14 protein-coding genes are annotated in these 15,654 nt (G+C 36.4%); 7 read left to right on the forward strand and 7 right to left on the reverse strand.

What is annotated here, in order from left to right; genetic code table 11:
• The first annotated feature begins 34 nt into the window (after positions 1 to 34).
• From LPB89_RS12980 to LPB89_RS12995, 4 genes are all read left to right on the forward strand, one after another.
• Positions 35 to 1,636, forward strand: coding sequence for a S8 family serine peptidase (locus tag LPB89_RS12980; RefSeq protein ID WP_230702205.1), 1,602 nt, complete (start codon positions 35 to 37; stop codon positions 1,634 to 1,636).
• Between the two features lie 12 nt (positions 1,637 to 1,648).
• Entirely contained in the window at positions 1,649 to 2,593 is a 945-nt protein-coding gene (locus LPB89_RS12985; RefSeq protein WP_230702206.1) for a nitronate monooxygenase family protein, read from the forward strand.
• A 17-nt stretch (positions 2,594 to 2,610) separates the two neighbouring features.
• On the forward strand, positions 2,611 to 3,021 hold the full coding sequence (locus LPB89_RS12990; RefSeq protein WP_230702207.1) for a hypothetical protein: 411 nt from the start codon (positions 2,611 to 2,613) through the stop codon (positions 3,019 to 3,021).
• Between the two features lie 246 nt (positions 3,022 to 3,267).
• Entirely contained in the window at positions 3,268 to 5,703 is a 2,436-nt protein-coding gene (locus tag LPB89_RS12995; protein WP_230702208.1) for a T9SS type A sorting domain-containing protein, read from the forward strand.
• Between the two features lie 105 nt (positions 5,704 to 5,808).
• Here LPB89_RS12995 and LPB89_RS13000 read toward each other — a convergent pair whose 3' ends face one another.
• A complete protein-coding gene (locus LPB89_RS13000; RefSeq protein ID WP_230702209.1) occupies positions 5,809 to 6,243 on the reverse strand; it encodes a DUF4268 domain-containing protein in 435 nt (144 codons plus the stop codon).
• Positions 6,244 to 6,334: 91 nt separating this feature from the next.
• Here LPB89_RS13000 and LPB89_RS13005 point away from each other — a divergent pair, with 91 nt between their 5' ends.
• Complete coding sequence (locus LPB89_RS13005; RefSeq protein WP_230702210.1) at positions 6,335 to 6,985, forward strand: CoA pyrophosphatase; 651 nt, start codon at positions 6,335 to 6,337, stop codon at positions 6,983 to 6,985.
• Positions 6,986 to 7,109: 124 nt separating this feature from the next.
• Entirely contained in the window at positions 7,110 to 7,919 is an 810-nt protein-coding gene (locus LPB89_RS13010) for a 1-acyl-sn-glycerol-3-phosphate acyltransferase (protein ID WP_230702211.1), read from the forward strand.
• A gap of 111 nt (positions 7,920 to 8,030) precedes the next feature.
• Here the strand turns inward: LPB89_RS13010 and LPB89_RS13015 are convergent, their stop codons facing one another.
• The 3 genes from LPB89_RS13015 to LPB89_RS13025 all read right to left on the reverse strand — a co-directional run bounded on the left by LPB89_RS13015 (position 8,031) and on the right by LPB89_RS13025 (position 10,419).
• Entirely contained in the window at positions 8,031 to 8,663 is a 633-nt protein-coding gene (locus tag LPB89_RS13015) for a hypothetical protein (protein ID WP_230702212.1), read from the reverse strand.
• Between the two features lie 8 nt (positions 8,664 to 8,671).
• Positions 8,672 to 9,166 carry an RNA polymerase sigma factor gene (locus LPB89_RS13020; protein WP_127337064.1) on the reverse strand — a complete coding sequence of 165 codons (495 nt, stop codon included), beginning with the start codon at positions 9,164 to 9,166 and terminating at the stop codon, positions 8,672 to 8,674.
• 191 nt (positions 9,167 to 9,357) lie between these two features.
• On the reverse strand, positions 9,358 to 10,419 hold the full coding sequence (locus LPB89_RS13025) for a DUF3810 domain-containing protein (protein WP_230702213.1): 1,062 nt from the start codon (positions 10,417 to 10,419) through the stop codon (positions 9,358 to 9,360).
• A gap of 109 nt (positions 10,420 to 10,528) precedes the next feature.
• Between LPB89_RS13025 and LPB89_RS13030 the strand changes: the two genes are divergently transcribed.
• Entirely contained in the window at positions 10,529 to 11,989 is a 1,461-nt protein-coding gene (locus tag LPB89_RS13030; protein ID WP_230702214.1) for an aminoacyl-histidine dipeptidase, read from the forward strand.
• Between the two features lie 254 nt (positions 11,990 to 12,243).
• On the opposite strand, the gene LPB89_RS13035 is transcribed toward LPB89_RS13030, so the two are convergent.
• From LPB89_RS13035 to LPB89_RS13045, 3 genes are all read right to left on the reverse strand, one after another.
• Positions 12,244 to 12,582 (reverse strand): DHCW motif cupin fold protein, encoded by a 339-nt coding sequence (locus tag LPB89_RS13035; RefSeq protein WP_230702215.1) that lies wholly within the window; start codon positions 12,580 to 12,582, stop codon positions 12,244 to 12,246.
• An 87-nt stretch (positions 12,583 to 12,669) separates the two neighbouring features.
• Complete coding sequence (locus LPB89_RS13040; RefSeq protein WP_230702216.1) at positions 12,670 to 13,443, reverse strand: carboxypeptidase-like regulatory domain-containing protein; 774 nt, start codon at positions 13,441 to 13,443, stop codon at positions 12,670 to 12,672.
• A 248-nt stretch (positions 13,444 to 13,691) separates the two neighbouring features.
• Complete coding sequence (locus LPB89_RS13045; protein ID WP_127337069.1) at positions 13,692 to 15,611, reverse strand: DEAD/DEAH box helicase; 1,920 nt, start codon at positions 15,609 to 15,611, stop codon at positions 13,692 to 13,694.
• Positions 15,612 to 15,654: the final 43 nt, after the last annotated feature.

Genomic DNA, 15,654 nt, shown 5'->3' on the forward strand with positions numbered 1-15,654 from the left:
TTTTAAGAAGGTTTTCCCTTTAAAAAAGTAAACTATGAAATATAACTACCTCTTTTTGTTATTATTACTTTCTTCTGCATTATTTGCACAGGAAGAAGATGCCTGGGTGTATTTTAATGCCAAACCAAGTGCACAAATGTATTTGGACAATCCTCTTCAGATGCTTACGCAACGGTCTATAGATCGCCGTATCAATCAAAATATTGCCTTAAGCATTAACGACACTCCAATAGAAAAAACGTATGTCAGCCAGATAAAATCAAGTGCCGGAATTACAATAATGGCGCGATCTAAATGGCTGAATGCACTCCATATTCGCGGAACCCAGGCGAATGTTACGGCTTTAAAAAACTTAGCTTTTGTGGATAAAGTGGTCTTTGCAGATAAAACTTTAAATACGACTTCAAAAAAAGTACAAAGTAATAAAACAGCACAAACAAAAGATAAGCTTAAAACTACCGTTAATTATGCCTACGGAGCTTCGGCAAATCAAATACAAATGCTGAACGGTCAGGTTTTGCATGAACAAAATCATACCGGATCCGGTAAAATAATAGCTGTTTTAGATGCGGGTTTTCCGGGAGTAAATACGGCTCAGCCTTTTGAGAATCTTATTAATAATAACAGAATTCTCGGAGGTTATGATTTTGTGTCCCGAAATGATAATTTTTACACGGGAGATGATCATGGTACAATGGTACTTTCAACAATGGGAGGCTATAAAGAAAATGCTTTGATAGGAACTGCTCCGGACGCTTCATATTATTTATTCATTACAGAAAATGCTGCTTCAGAAAACCCGGTTGAAGAATCACTCTGGGTAGAAGCTGCAGAAAGGGCCGACAGTTTAGGAGTAGATATTATTACAACATCGTTAGGCTATTTTGAATATGATAATGCCAATTACAGCCATACGTATAATGATATGAACGGAAGTACAAATTTTATTTCCCGTGGTGCCGAAATGGCTTTTAGCAAAGGAATTATCGTGGTCGCTTCGGCCGGTAATGAAGGAAATACTGCTGAAAGACATATCGGAGGGCCTGCAGATGCCGTTTCCGTTTTAACAGTTGGTTCAGTTACAGCGTCAAAAGTCAGATCTGATTTCAGTTCCATAGGGCCAAGTTTTGATAACCGGATCAAACCCGATGTAATGGCACAGGGAACAGCAGCAGTTGTTTCGAATACTTCCGGTGCCATTGTCACGGTTAACGGGACTTCTTTTTCGTGCCCGATAATGGCCGGTATGATCGCTTGTTTGTGGCAGGCATTTCCTTCTAAAACCAATCAGCAAATCAGACAAATGATTTTGGAGTCTTCAGATAAATATGCTGTCCCAGACAATTTCTATGGGTATGGAATTCCAAATTTCGGTGCTACCCTGGGAGTGGAGAATTTCGAAATTCCTGTTTTTTCGATTTATCCAAATCCGGTAAAAACTGCGGTTTCTTTTTCATTTCCCGATCAGACCACCGCTTCTGTAGCCATTTATTCTGTTCTGGGACAAAAAGTTATCGAACAACAAATTACAAATCAAAATCCGGTACTTTCCCTGCAATCCTTAAAAAGCGGACTCTACTTTTATGTTTTTGATGCAGAAGGAATGCACAAAACAGGAAAGATTATCAAACAATAACAGCATTTTTGCATGAATAAAATCACACAACTTTTTAATATAAAATATCCAATAATTCAGGGAGGAATGATCTGGAACAGCGGGTATAAACTGGCCAGTGCTGTTAGCAACGCAGGAGGTTTAGGACTTATTGGTGCCGGTTCTATGTATCCGGAAGTACTGCGCGGCCATATTCAGAAATGTAAAAAAGCAACAGACAAGCCTTTTGGGGTTAATATTCCGATGTTATATCCTAATATCGAAGAAATTATGAATATTGTGGTGGAAGAAGGCGTGAAAATCGTTTTTACTTCTGCTGGAAACCCTAAAACCTGGACCTCTTTTCTGAAGGAAAAAGGAATTACGGTAGTTCATGTAGTGAGCAGCAGTATTTTTGCTTTAAAAGCACAGGAAGCAGGTGTAGATGCTATTGTAGCAGAAGGTTTCGAGGCAGGCGGGCACAATGGGCGTGACGAAACAACGACGCTGACCCTGATTCCGATGGTGAAAGAAAAAATTCAGATTCCAATTATTGCTGCCGGAGGAATTGCAACCGGAAGAGGAATGCTGGCCGCCCTGATTTTAGGGGCCGATGGCGTTCAGGTAGGGAGTCGCTTTGCAGCATCTGTAGAATCCTCTGCCCACGATAATTTCAAACAGACTATCGTAAATGTAAAGGAAGGCGATACGCAATTGACACTGAAAGAACTGGCCCCCGTTCGATTAATCAAAAATAAGTTTTATAACGATGTTCAGGAGTTATATCAAAAAGGACCTTCGAAAGAAGATTTGGTACAGCTCTTAGGAAGAGCAAGAGCCAAAAAAGGCATGTTTGAAGGTGATCTTGAAGAAGGCGAGCTGGAAATTGGGCAAATTGCCGGAATTATTCATGAAATTCTGCCTGTAGAAAAAATTATTCAACAAATGATGGCTGATTTTGAAATTGCAAGCAAGGAAAAAGCTAAATTTGAGTTCTAATAGCCCCGAAATACAACATGAATACTTTACGTAACTATATAGTAATCCTTTTTTTAGGACTTGGTTTGCAGCAGGCTTACAGCCAGTCTTATCGTTTTAAAACCTCGGGCTTTAGCGTGTTGGAAAAAAACGAAAGGGGAAAATGGGGCGAATGGTCCAATCTTGACCTTGTCAATCTCTCTGTAATTCTGGATACCGATAAACACCGGATTGTAGTATATTCGCAGGAAATTCAACTTTTTAACATTAGCGAATATATCGAACGGGAAGAAAATGATACAGACATTGTATATTCTTTCTTATGTAAAGATAATAGTGGAAATGAATGCAAACTCTCGATCATTACCCGAAAAAAACAAGACTACCGCAAGCAGCTTTACATTAATTACGACAATCAGATTATTGTGTATAATATTGTGAGTGTGTAGGATTTCATAAGTTTTAATCTATATACAAACCCGACAGTTTTTTAAAAAACTGTCGGGTTTGTTATATCTAAAAACATTCTTATAGACACAATTAATTTTTGAAGTCTTCTTTCAAAATAAACTATATTTGAACTGTTAAATTAATTAAGATTCAAGCATTTTTTACTTAAAAAGAAAATTGAATTGATAGCTTAATTGAAAATATCATTAAACAAAAAAGTACAATTTAACCTCTAAACATTGCGAATGAAGCAACTTTACTCACTACTACTATTTATCGTTTTCGCAATTTTATCCTCTCATGCTCAGACTGTCGATCAAGATTTCGTCCAGCCGGTACCTTATAAGGCCGCAAAAATTACGGTTATAAAAGAACTTCCGGATGGTAAAATTTTACTCGGAGGGCATATCCAGTTTTATAAGGATAAAAAAGTTACGAACCTGATCCGGGTAAATGCAGATTACTCGCTTGATGAAACTTTTGTTTTTAACGGAGATCCGAAATTAGAAATTAAAGATGTCAAATTTCAGAGTAATGGCAACATTATAGTTTTAACGACCAAAGATAATTTAGGACTTGCCGATTATTTTACTTTGTATCAGCTGGATGCAAATGGTGGAATTATAAAAGAGATTAGCGACGTTTTTAATGCAACCGCTATTGCTGTTCAGTCCGATGATAAAATAGTGGTTACCGGCGGTGCAATAGGGTATTACAATTTTACAAGTTGTTACGTAAACCGATTCAATAGCGATTTTTCCTTAGATGAAACCTTCAATAATGCTCTGGCTTTTAACGGAGCAACAACTGTTGTTGCAGTATCTGCAGAGGGTATGTATGTAGGCGGAACATTTACAGCTGTAGATGGGATTACAAAAAACAGTCTTGTAAAACTGAATTCTGATGGCGTACTTGATACCACATTTGATGTGGGAGAAGGGACAAAAGGACAGCTGTTTTCTTTGACACTTCAGGAAGACGGTAAATTGCTAATAGGAAGACATTTTTTAAGGATGCTGGATCAGCCCACCTATAATATGTGCAGATTAAATTCTGATGGAACAATCGATGAAACTTTTAATACTAATTATTATAGTTTTCATGCTTCTACCATTATAGTAAAAGATTCTTATATCTATTTCGGTATGTATGAACCTGCTGAATTTAAATGTTATATCGCTAAACTTAATCCGGATGGATCATTGAATCAAAGTTTTTCGCATGGCAAATTGAATGATAATGGGGATCAGTTTTTTACAATGGGTATTATAGGAGATAAAATTCTGTATAACAATTCAGGTAATACGGGAAATAAATATGGTGTATCTGCCTGTGATCTAAATGGTAATCCGTTAGATTCTGCTGAATTAAAACCAAGTCAATACGGAAGCTTTGACAAAGGGGAATATTTTGACGGTAAATTAGTAGTCAAAGGTGATTTTATGAAAGTAAATGATGTAGCGACTTATGGAATTGCCTTGTTAAACGAGAATGGTTCGGTTGATGAATCATTTGTTTTTCCAAAATATATTGGAGATATTACACAATTTCAGGTTATAGACAATACAACCATTTTTGTAAGTGCCCAAAAGAAACTTTTAAAACTGAATAATAAAGGAGAAGTTTTGAAAGACTTTGATTTTAGTGATATATACTTAACTTCAGTAGAGAATTTTAAAGTTTTAGGTGATGGAAATGTTGTGTTTTCAGACCAAAATGGATTGTATATGTCAAAAGTAGATGGGGGATTAATAAGATATAGCTTAAAATCGGATGCCTACTATTGGTTTACCGGGCTTAAATTCCAACTTCAGGATAATAAAATTATTTTTGGCGCTATGCATAATGACTTTAGTGGAACGCCATACTATTATAATCTTTTGAGGTTTAATCTTGATAATACTGTTGATGAGACTTTTCAAATAAATGGTTCAGGACCTGATACATCAATTAATAAAATTAAAATACTGGAGTCAGGTGAAATTATTGTGGCTGGAGATTTTTTAAATTTTAATGGAATTCCTGTCCCGAATCAAATTGTTAAGCTTTCAAAAGATGGTGAAATGGATCTGCAATTTATTGAAAATCAAAAAGCACATACAATAGGAATCAGCACCAACCATGACTACAGAAAAATCGAACAAGTAGGAAACGTCATCTATATTACGGAAGGAAATGCAGATGTTACGGCAATCAATCTTGACGGTACATTTGTTAAGGATTTTGAGATGCCGCAGGTGATTGATAATATAACAGATCTTGTTGCTTTGGGTGAAGAAACAACTTCACCAGCCGGGCGAAAAGCAAATTCAAAAGCAGATTCAGATAATTATATGTTCGCTATTGGAACCGTAAATGGTAACACTGGTAAATCTTCGGTAATTGTAAAAGTCAATCTTGGTAAATCATCATTAGGAGTTGGTCCGACTCCTGAAAAAGAACTTTCAGCGGTTAAGGTATATCCGGTTCCTGTAGCAGAAAAAGTGAGTTTGTCCTTTTCCGGGGCAGTGGTACCAAACAAGATCGCCGTTTATGCTTTAAACGGAAAAGAAGTTTATGCTGCTAAAGTACAAAGCACAGACAATCTTGAAATTGACATGTCTCAGTTTGCTTCCGGAATTTATTTTGTCAAACTTTTTTCCGGATCAGGAGTAGTTACAAAGAAAATAGTTAAAAAGTAAAAAGTTACAAATCTAATAATAACAAACCCGACAGGTTTTTAAAACCTGTCGGGTTTGTTATATAAAAACCTTAGTATCTCAGTAACTTAGAACCTTAGAAGCTCCCTACTCAATATCCTTAATAAAATCGTCGTACTCCAGGTAAAATAACTCCAAAGCATTCATTTTTTCGAAAAAGAAATCAAAAATAGTATCCCAGTTATTGCGGTTGCTAAAACCTACGCCTTGTATTTCGGTCCAGATACGGCTGATGGTTTTGCTGCTTTCCAGTGTATAATTTTTTTCGAAAACCAAATCTTTAATAAATTCCTCCTCGAGAATATTTTTTAAGGCTTCCAGTTTTTCAAAGTAAGCATTTCGTTTCTCATCGCTTCGCTGTTCAATATCGATTAAAACCTGTGCTTTTTTATTGTCTACGTAAAATTTAAAAGAGAAATCCTTAATCTTCGTGTCATAAAGCACCCATTTGCGTGGATATTTTTCGGCGAAAGCTACCCAGAACTCTCTTTTTATTTTTTGTGATTCTGCTTTACTGTACATTTTTATGGCTTTGATTTTAGAAAGCTTGGAGAACCGCCTTTTCTAAACTATATTTATATTTTATTTGAAAGTACAAAAATAAACTTTGATTATGGATTTTCAGGATTTTTTGCAATATGTTCCTAATTTAATTCCAGTGGAACTGCCGGCCCTTTCGTCACATATAAAAATGGCCCCGAAAGAACGAATAGAAGCCTTGAAGGATCCTGATTTAAAACCGGAAAATCCGCGTATTGCAGCGGTCATGATGCTGTTGTATCCCAAAAACGAAAAAACACATCTGGTTTTAATTGTCCGGAATGCCTACAATGGCGTTCATTCTTCACAAATTGCTTTCCCGGGTGGAAAGTACGAAAGTAGCGATTCAGGTTACGAAGAGACTGCCCTGAGAGAAACACAGGAAGAAGTGGGGGTAGCTCCGGAGAAAATTGAAGTAATCAAACAGTTTACGCCCATGTATATTCCGCCCAGTAATTTTCTGGTGCATCCTTTTTTGGGAATTTCTTCAGAAGAACTTTTGTTTTATCCGGACGCAAGGGAAGTGGCGGATGTAATCGAATTGCCTCTTTCTGTTTTTTTAAATGACGAAATTATCATCGAGGCCAGATTGTCAACTTCTTACGGGCCTAATATTTTGGTTCCTGCCTTTAATATTCAAAATCATATTGTTTGGGGTGCCACTGCGATGATATTAAGTGAATTGAGAGATGTTTTAAAATTGACTTTTGAAGAAAATTCATGAAACAATAAATTAACAATTTGATATTCATTACAATAACCATTTGTCTTAGAAATTACTTAAGGGTGTTGCCACATGAATTATTTTTGTATGTTTGCGACTGAACTAAAAATAACGATACAGAGCTATGGGATTGTTTAAACGAAATCCTTTCGGACATATATTATTCATCAAGAAATGGTTAATCCGAATTTTGGGAGCCATGACGCACCGAAGATACAGAGGTTTTAATGATTTACAGATTGAAGGGTCTGAAATCATCAAAACGTTGCCGGATACGAATGTTTTGTTTATATCCAACCATCAGACCTATTTTGCTGATGTTGTAGCGATGTTCCATGTTTTTAATGCAAGTTTATCAGGTCGTCAGGATACGATTAAGAATATTGGTTATTTGTGGCAGCCCAAAATGAATTTGTATTATGTGGCCGCCAAAGAAACCATGCAGGCCGGTTTGCTGCCAAGAATCCTGGCGTATGTCGGAGCGATTACCGTAGAAAGAACCTGGCGTGCCAAAGGAGTGGATGTTACCGAAAAACGTGATGTAAACCCAAATGACACGGAAAATATCAAAATAGCCCTTGAGGATGGCTGGGTAATTACATTCCCGCAGGGAACTACAAAATCCTTTAAACCGGTTCGTAAAGGAACGGCCCACATTATAAAACAGCACAGACCTATCGTAATCCCAATTGTAATTGACGGCTTCCGTCGTTCCTTTGATAAAAAAGGATTGCGAATGAAAAAGAAAGGTATCCTGCAATCTTTCATTATCAAAGAACCTCTTGATATTGATTATGACAACGATACCATTGATGAAATCGTAGAAAAAGTAGAATTTGCCATAGAACAGCATCCGTCATTTTTAAAAGTTATCCCCGCAGAAGAACTAAAAATTCAGGAAGAACTGAACCAAATGAGAAGATGGGACTATTAAATTTTAGATTTCTGATTTTAGATTTTAGATTTTGAAATTGCTTCAGGTTTCAAGTTCAGGTTAAAAAACCTTTGTCCCTCAGAGCCTTTGCACCTTTGCACCTCAAAAAAACTACAAATCAATTTTCTTCAGCTCCTTATAATTAGCGTACAACCTGCGTAACAGTGTTCCGTACAACAATCTGTAAAAGCACCAGAACATGCCCAGAAAAGCTAAGGTAACCAGCAATAAGATTCCGCCGGTAACAAACATCGCTTTGCCGTTTGTAGCTATTTTTTCCCTCAAATAGGTCATGTCCGGATTGTAGACAAAAGCAATGAAGAAACTGATGATCGAACTTATAACAGCCATTCCTAAATTGTACCAGACATAATACTGAACTGTTTTTCGGGTTTTGAGGATACTGCTCATTAATAATTTGGTAGATTCAATAGTAGAAATCGTTTTGTAATTCTTGTAGAAAAAATAGACAAAAATCAGCACTACCACATAATTGAAGTATGTTAAAACTTCCAGATATAAAATCATTTCAGGATGTTTTATCTTGATTAACATTTCGTCCGTGCTGAAAAAGAGGTTCGATACCGTCCAGAATAAAATCTCCAGAATGCTTATAATTAAAATCCACTTCACGATGGAAGATGATTTTTTATGAATCATTTTGTAGATTTCATTTTCTGAAATTTGTTGAAAAGAATCGGCATTCTTTTTCCAGTCTTTTTTTAGTAAATCCAGTTCTTTCATAATAATTTTTAAGGATTTAGTATTTTTTTAAGTTTCCCTTTAATTCTGTTCATTTTCACTCGTGCATTCACTTCGCTTATTCCTAAGGTTTCTGCTATTTCCTGATAATCTTTGTCTTCTAAATACATAAAAACTAACGCTTTTTCGATGTCATTCAGCTGATAAACGGCTTTATACATCAGTTTAATCTGTTCTTCTTCTTCATAGTTGTAATCCACATCTTTTACAAAATGCTGATGACTTTCATAATCTACGGTAGATATGGTCCTTTTGGTTTTTCGGTATAAGGTAATGGCTGTGTTTAAGGCAACGCGATACGTCCAGGTCGAGAATTTACTGTCGCCCCTGAATTTCGGATACGCTTTCCATAATTGAATAGTAATTTCCTGAAACAGGTCTTTATGAGCATCTTCGCCAGCAGTATACAATCTACAAATCTTGTGGATTATATTCTGATTTGCCTGCAATTGCGCAACAAATGACTGTTCTAGAGTATCGCTCATAAAGTATTAGTAGTATTGAAATCTATTTTGTTACAAGTGGTTGTTAATTTTTTTCTTTTGCCGCGAATTTCACCAATTTTCCCGAATTACGGTTTAATCTCTACTGTAGTTATTAAGAATGTTCAAAAAAGTAGATTCGTCTTTTTTGTTTCATGGAAATTCGTCCAATTCGTGAAATTAGTGGCAAACTTTTATAGTTCCCTGTTTTTGTAATAATTCACCATCAGATCAATAAATTTACTATAACTTTCCATTCCGTCTTTCTGGTTGTTTGTTTTTAAAAAATTATCATAAAGAAAATGAAAAGCTTTATCGATAAAAGTATCATACTGCATCCAGAAATCTTCGCTCTCCTGATAGTTTTTTAATATTCCGACATGCACCGTTTTCTTTAACTGATTAAAAATCTTTTCATTTTTAAAATGCCAGATTCCCAGACAATAACGTAAAGCAAAACTGTAACCCGCATATTGGTAATATAAATTTTCATTTTTAACAGAAGCCAGCACGCCAATAAAATTACATTCATTTTCACTGGCAAATCCCATTTGATGCGCCATTTCGTGATTGGCTGTCAGCGGAAAAGTATACATGGGCAGTAAATAATTTACCTGGGCTTCATTTGTAAACGGGTTGAGGTAACCTGCAAAACCCATATAAGTCAGTGGTACACTAAAAAGTGATTTTTTAACGCTTGGGATTTCATATTTAAAATAAGGATGCTCTTTGGCCAGATTGTTATATCCGTTCAGATTCATCTTAAAAACAGCTTCTTGCGAATAGGGAAAAACGATTTTGGCACTGTCATTTTTTGTGATCTCAAAATGAATTTCGTTGGTTTTAACGATTAGTTTTTTAGTAAAAGCTAATAATTCTGCATCCGTATATTCTCTTTGAATTTTCATTTTTTCAAAAAGCGGCTCACGGTAATAGTTAAATGCCCATAGAAAATGGAAGAAAAAGTAAAGTACAGAAACACAGCTTAGCATTTTTAATACATGATCTTTCCATTGTAATTTCCAGGTTTTTCGCGTTTTCCAGAGCCATCGAAGCAGAAATAAAACCAAAACAGCATACATACAATCGCCAACTGAAAAGGGAACTTTACCCAAAAGTATTCTTGAAAAATGAGAGATTTTCACATACAATCCGTTGCTGTAAAAGCGTTCGGTGAATTCCGGGAAAAATGGAAGGATTTTTAAGATGATAATCTGTACGAGAAGGAATAAAGGTAAAATATATTTTCTTTTCACGATTTAAAATTTGAATACGTAAATATAAATGAATCTGAATTACCACTGAAAAAGAATTTAAACTTTGTAACTTTGGAGCTCTTAATTGTTAAACTTCAAACAAAATATAATGAGTCAGGAAATAAGAAATCTGGAACCTAAAGCGCTATGGAATAAATTCGCCGATCTGAATGCCGTTCCGCGTCCGTCAAAGAAAGAAGAACGAGTAATCGAGTTCATGAAGAACTTTGGAAACAGCTTAGGTTTAGAAACTTTTGAAGACGAAATCCGAAATGTAATTATAAGAAAACCGGCAACTCCGGGAATGGAAAACCGTAAAGCGATTGTCATGCAGGGACACCTGGATATGGTGCACCAAAAAAACGCTGATACTGTTTTTGATTTCGATACGCAGGGAATTGATATGTATGTGGATGGGGACTGGGTTCGTGCGCGAGGTACTACACTTGGTGCCGACAATGGTTTAGGGGTTGCTACTATAATGGCTATTCTGGAAAGCAAAGATATTCCGCATCCTGCTATTGAAGCTTTGTTTACCATAGATGAAGAAACCGGAATGACAGGAGCTTTAAATTTAAAAGGCGGAATTCTTCAGGGGCAAATTTTGCTGAATCTGGATACAGAAGAAGATGATGAAATTGATATTGGCTGTGCGGGAGGAATTGATGTGACGGCTACAAGAACGTATCATGAAGAAGAAGTTCCGGAAGGCTCTGTTGGGCATATTATTACCGTAAAAGGGCTAAATGGAGGTCATTCGGGGATGGATATCAATAAAGGTCTGGGGAATGCCAATAAAATTATGAACCGTTTGTTGTTTGATGCTTTTGAAAACTTCGGTTTGCAGGTAGTGGAGATCAACGGTGGAAGTTTAAGAAATGCAATTCCAAGGGAAAGTGTAGCAAAAGTGATTATTTCTGAAATGTTTGATGAAGCTTATATTTTTGATATGCAGGAAATCATCAACGATATCAAAGCGGAATATAAAACAACAGAACCAAATCTTTCTATCGAAATCGTCAAATGCGATTTACCGGAGAAAGTAATGGATTTAGGTGTTCAGGAAGGGATTATCAGAGCAATTTACGCAGCACACAACGGTGTTTACAGAATGAGTGCCGATATGGACGATTTAGTTGAAACTTCAAACAATATTGCACGTGTTATCGTGAAAGAGGGTGAAATTTTAATTGGATGCCTGACGCGTTCTTCTGTAGAAACTTCAAAATTTGATTTGGCAAACGCATTGCGTTCCGCTTTTGAATTAGTGGGATGTGAAGTGGAACTTTCAGGTTCCTACCCGGGATGGACGCCAAATGTAAATTCTGAAATTTTAGAAGTCTTAAAGGAAATTTACGAAAAACAAAACAACGAAAAACCAAAAGTAGTGGCTTGTCACGCTGGTTTGGAATGTGGAATCCTGGGAACAAATTATCCGGAGATGGATATGATTTCTTTTGGTCCGACCATTCACGGAGCACACTCTCCTGATGAAAGAGCAAGTATTTCATCAGCGCAGAAATACTGGAAATTTGTACTGGAAATTCTTTCGAATATTCCGGTGAAATAATATAGTCTCAGTTTGCAGTCGCAGTTTTCAGTTGTTTGCAACGAAAACTGTGACTGCGACTGAATACTAAATTAATCTCTTTTAGGAGAATTTTTCTTCTCTCTCTTTTCTTCTTTTTTTTCTTTTGCAGTTTTAAGAGGTTCTTTCTTAACTGTCTTTTTTGCGTCCTGACTCTTTGCCATATCTTTTAATATTAATTGTTTTTATTGTATATAGAGTAAATGTACACACAATATTTTAATTTGCTTCGAATATTATTTCAGAAAATCTCCATCAATTATTAATAACTCAACTCCGTTGGCAGTTATAGAGCGATGTGAACTTACATCATCAGAAACGATATAGCTCATTCCTTTGGTGAGTTTGAATTGCTGGCCATTCTCTAATTCGCTAATGAATTCCCCTTCAAGACAATGCACGATATGTCCTTTCTGGCACCAGTGATCGGCAATATAATTTTCAGAATAAGTGACTTTTCTAATTCGTAAGCCTCCGGATTGTATCGTCTGCCAAAATGCTTTTCCGGTTTCCCCTTTATGTTCTGTTTTTGCAACCTGACTCCAGTCAATTGTTTGAAAAAGTATTGCATTCATATTTTTTATTTTGAGTTACTTATCAAGGGGATTTAAAATAAAAAATCCCCAATTAGAGAATTGAGGATTGATTTCTAGGGAAATATATTAATTTCGTTTTAATACTTTATATTGTTCGTAGCATCCGCTTATGGCATCCATAATCTGGAGGTCGTTGGCAGTTTGGATAAAAGCATCCGAATAGTTACAGCGGTGCATAATTTCAGGGATTTCATCTTTACTGATGCCTAATAATACAGCAACCGTTTCACGATCGTATTTGGATTCTAAAAGATTTCGAACGGTATCGTCTTTCTTCATTTCCTTGAGCTTCTTGAGTTCTTTTCCGTTTTTTCCAAAGAAATTATAAAGCATATCCGCCGGATTGAATATGGAACCCAGTACTTTTCCAAAAGCATTTGGAGAATATTCTCCTGCTTCATACCCTTGCGTAAGGCCGGAAATACTATAACGATAGTTTTCTCTCGTTGGAATTAATTTGGAATCTACTTCAAGATAACCGGTCAGGTTAAAAGGAGCAATCACCACTTCTTCCAGTGCAATTGCTTTTTCAGTAAGCTGAATTCGGGTCACTTTGTTTTTGATCCAGTCATTGGTAACCCTGATTCTAAGAGACTGAAATCCCAAAATGGAGAAGTGTAACGTATCATTTACCTGTACATCGATTTCAAAATATCCTTTTTCATCAGATTTCGCGCCCCGTACTTTATTGGTATTGATAACATTTACACCCGAAAGCGGCTGTTTGCTGTTGTCATTAATAATATAGCCCGAAACTCTTTGCGGAATTGCAGACGGAGTGTCCTGTGCAAAACCAATGGTAGATAATAATGTAAAAAAGAAAACTGCGAAATATTTCATATCCTGATTTAAAGCACTAAAAGTAGTAAATCAGGATTAAATATTTCGCAGTCTCCGAATATAATTATCAGAAAATTAACAAAGCATGAAGTGTTACTTTTGGTATTTAACTAAAATGGGATAGTAGAGATTTAAATTAAATTATTTTAAAGTAAAAAAAACAATTCAGGTATTCGAAGTATAAAAAAAAATCCCAAATTCCAGGTATATCTGGAATTTGGGATTTTGTATGTAAGCGAATTGACGTATTAGTCTCTTCTTGGTCTTCTTGGTCTTGGTGCATCACCAAAGCTTTCAGAACGTCTTGGAGCTCTTTCAGAACCACCTTCACTTCTTGGAGCCGAGCTTCTGAAACCACCTTCTCTTTTTGGAGCAGATGAATTTCTGTCACTTCTGAAACCGCCTTCTCTTGGAGCAGCATTTCTGTCGCTTCTGAAACCACCGCCACCAGAACCTTCACGTCTTGGAGCAAAACTTCCTTCACGTCTTGGAGCAGAACTACGTCCACCGCCTCCGCCGCTGCGTCCGTTGTGGTCACGTCTTCCGCCACCATCATTTTTAGAAATTTCAACATTAATACGACGTCCTTCTAATTGTACGTTGTTTAATACTTCCATTACTTTTTCAGTGTGTTCAGGATCAGTGTTAAAGAAAGAGAATCCTTCTTTTACATCTACTTTGAAAACGTCATCACGACCTAAGTCTAATGTTTCTTTCAAATAATCTTTAAGCGACATCCAGTCGAAGTTGTCTCTTGAACCAATGTTTACAAAATAACGAACTGCTCCGTTATTATTGAATTCTCTTGGTTCAGCAGAATCGCTTCTTTCGCGTCTTTCTCCTGATTGAGATGAAATATCTCTGTTCTTTTTGTAGTAAGCAATAAAACGGTTAAATTCTACAGATACCATTTTCTTGATTAGTTCTTCTTTCGATAAACCTTCAAGAACGTTATTGATTGCTGGAAGATAGTTGTCAATTTCGTGATCTACTTCAGTATCTTTAATTTTGGTAGCTAAGTGCAGCAATTGAATTTCGCAGATTTCGATTCCTGATGGAATTGTTTTTTCTTCGAATTTTTGTTTGATGATTCTTTCGATAGAAGAAATTTTACGCAACTCACTTTTCGTAACGATTACGATAGAAGTTCCTAATTTTCCGGCTCTACCTGTACGTCCTGAACGGTGATTGTAGGTTTCAATTTCGTCAGGTAACTGGTAATTTACTACGTGCGTAATATTATCAACGTCAATACCACGTGCAGCAACGTCAGTTGCAACAAGCATCTGAATTTGTCTTCCACGGAAAGATTTCATAACACCATCACGTTGTGCCTGAGATAAATCTCCGTGCAAAGCAGCAGCGCTGTATCCATCTTCAATTAATTTTTCAGCTACAGCCTGTGTGTCTCTTTTAGTACGACAGAAAACCACAGAGAAAATATCAGGGTTAGCATCGGCTAAACGTTTAAGGGCTTCGTAACGGTCACGTGCATTTACTAAGTAAAATTCGTGAGAAACTGTTGCAGAACCTGAGTTCTTAGCTCCAACAGTAATTTCAACCGGGTCGCTCATAAATTGTTTTGCAATTCTGGCAACCTCTTGTGGCATAGTTGCAGAGAACAACCATGTACTTTTTTCGTCCGGAGTATCAGATAAAATAGATACGATATCCTCATAGAATCCCATGTTCAGCATTTCGTCAGCCTCATCCAAAATACAGTAATCTATATTTTTAATGTTAACCAATCCTCTGTTGATCATGTCCTGCATTCTCCCCGGAGTAGCTACAATAATTTGTGCTCCTCTCTTAATGTCCCTAGCTTGCTCTGTAATACTAGCCCCGCCGTAAACTGCTACCACATTAATACCTTTCTCGTATTTTGAGTAGTTTTTAAGTTCGTTGGTAATCTGTAAACAAAGTTCTCGTGTTGGCGATAAAACTAATGCTTGTGTATTCCTGTTGTCAGCATCAATTTTTTGAATTAGCGGAAAACCGAAAGCTGCCGTTTTCCCTGTCCCTGTCTGAGCCAACGCAACCATATCTGTGTCTTTTTCCAATAATAGGGGAATCGCCTTTTCCTGTACCTCTGACGGATTTTCAAATCCTAGATCTAAAATCGCCTTCAGTAACGATTCATTCAATCCTAATTGTTCAAATTTATTCATATGTATTTTTAAAATAGGGTGCAAAATTACTGTTAATTATTCA

Source organism: Flavobacterium sp. ENC (assembly GCF_020991415.1).
Taxonomy (GTDB): Bacteria; Bacteroidota; Bacteroidia; order Flavobacteriales; family Flavobacteriaceae; genus Flavobacterium.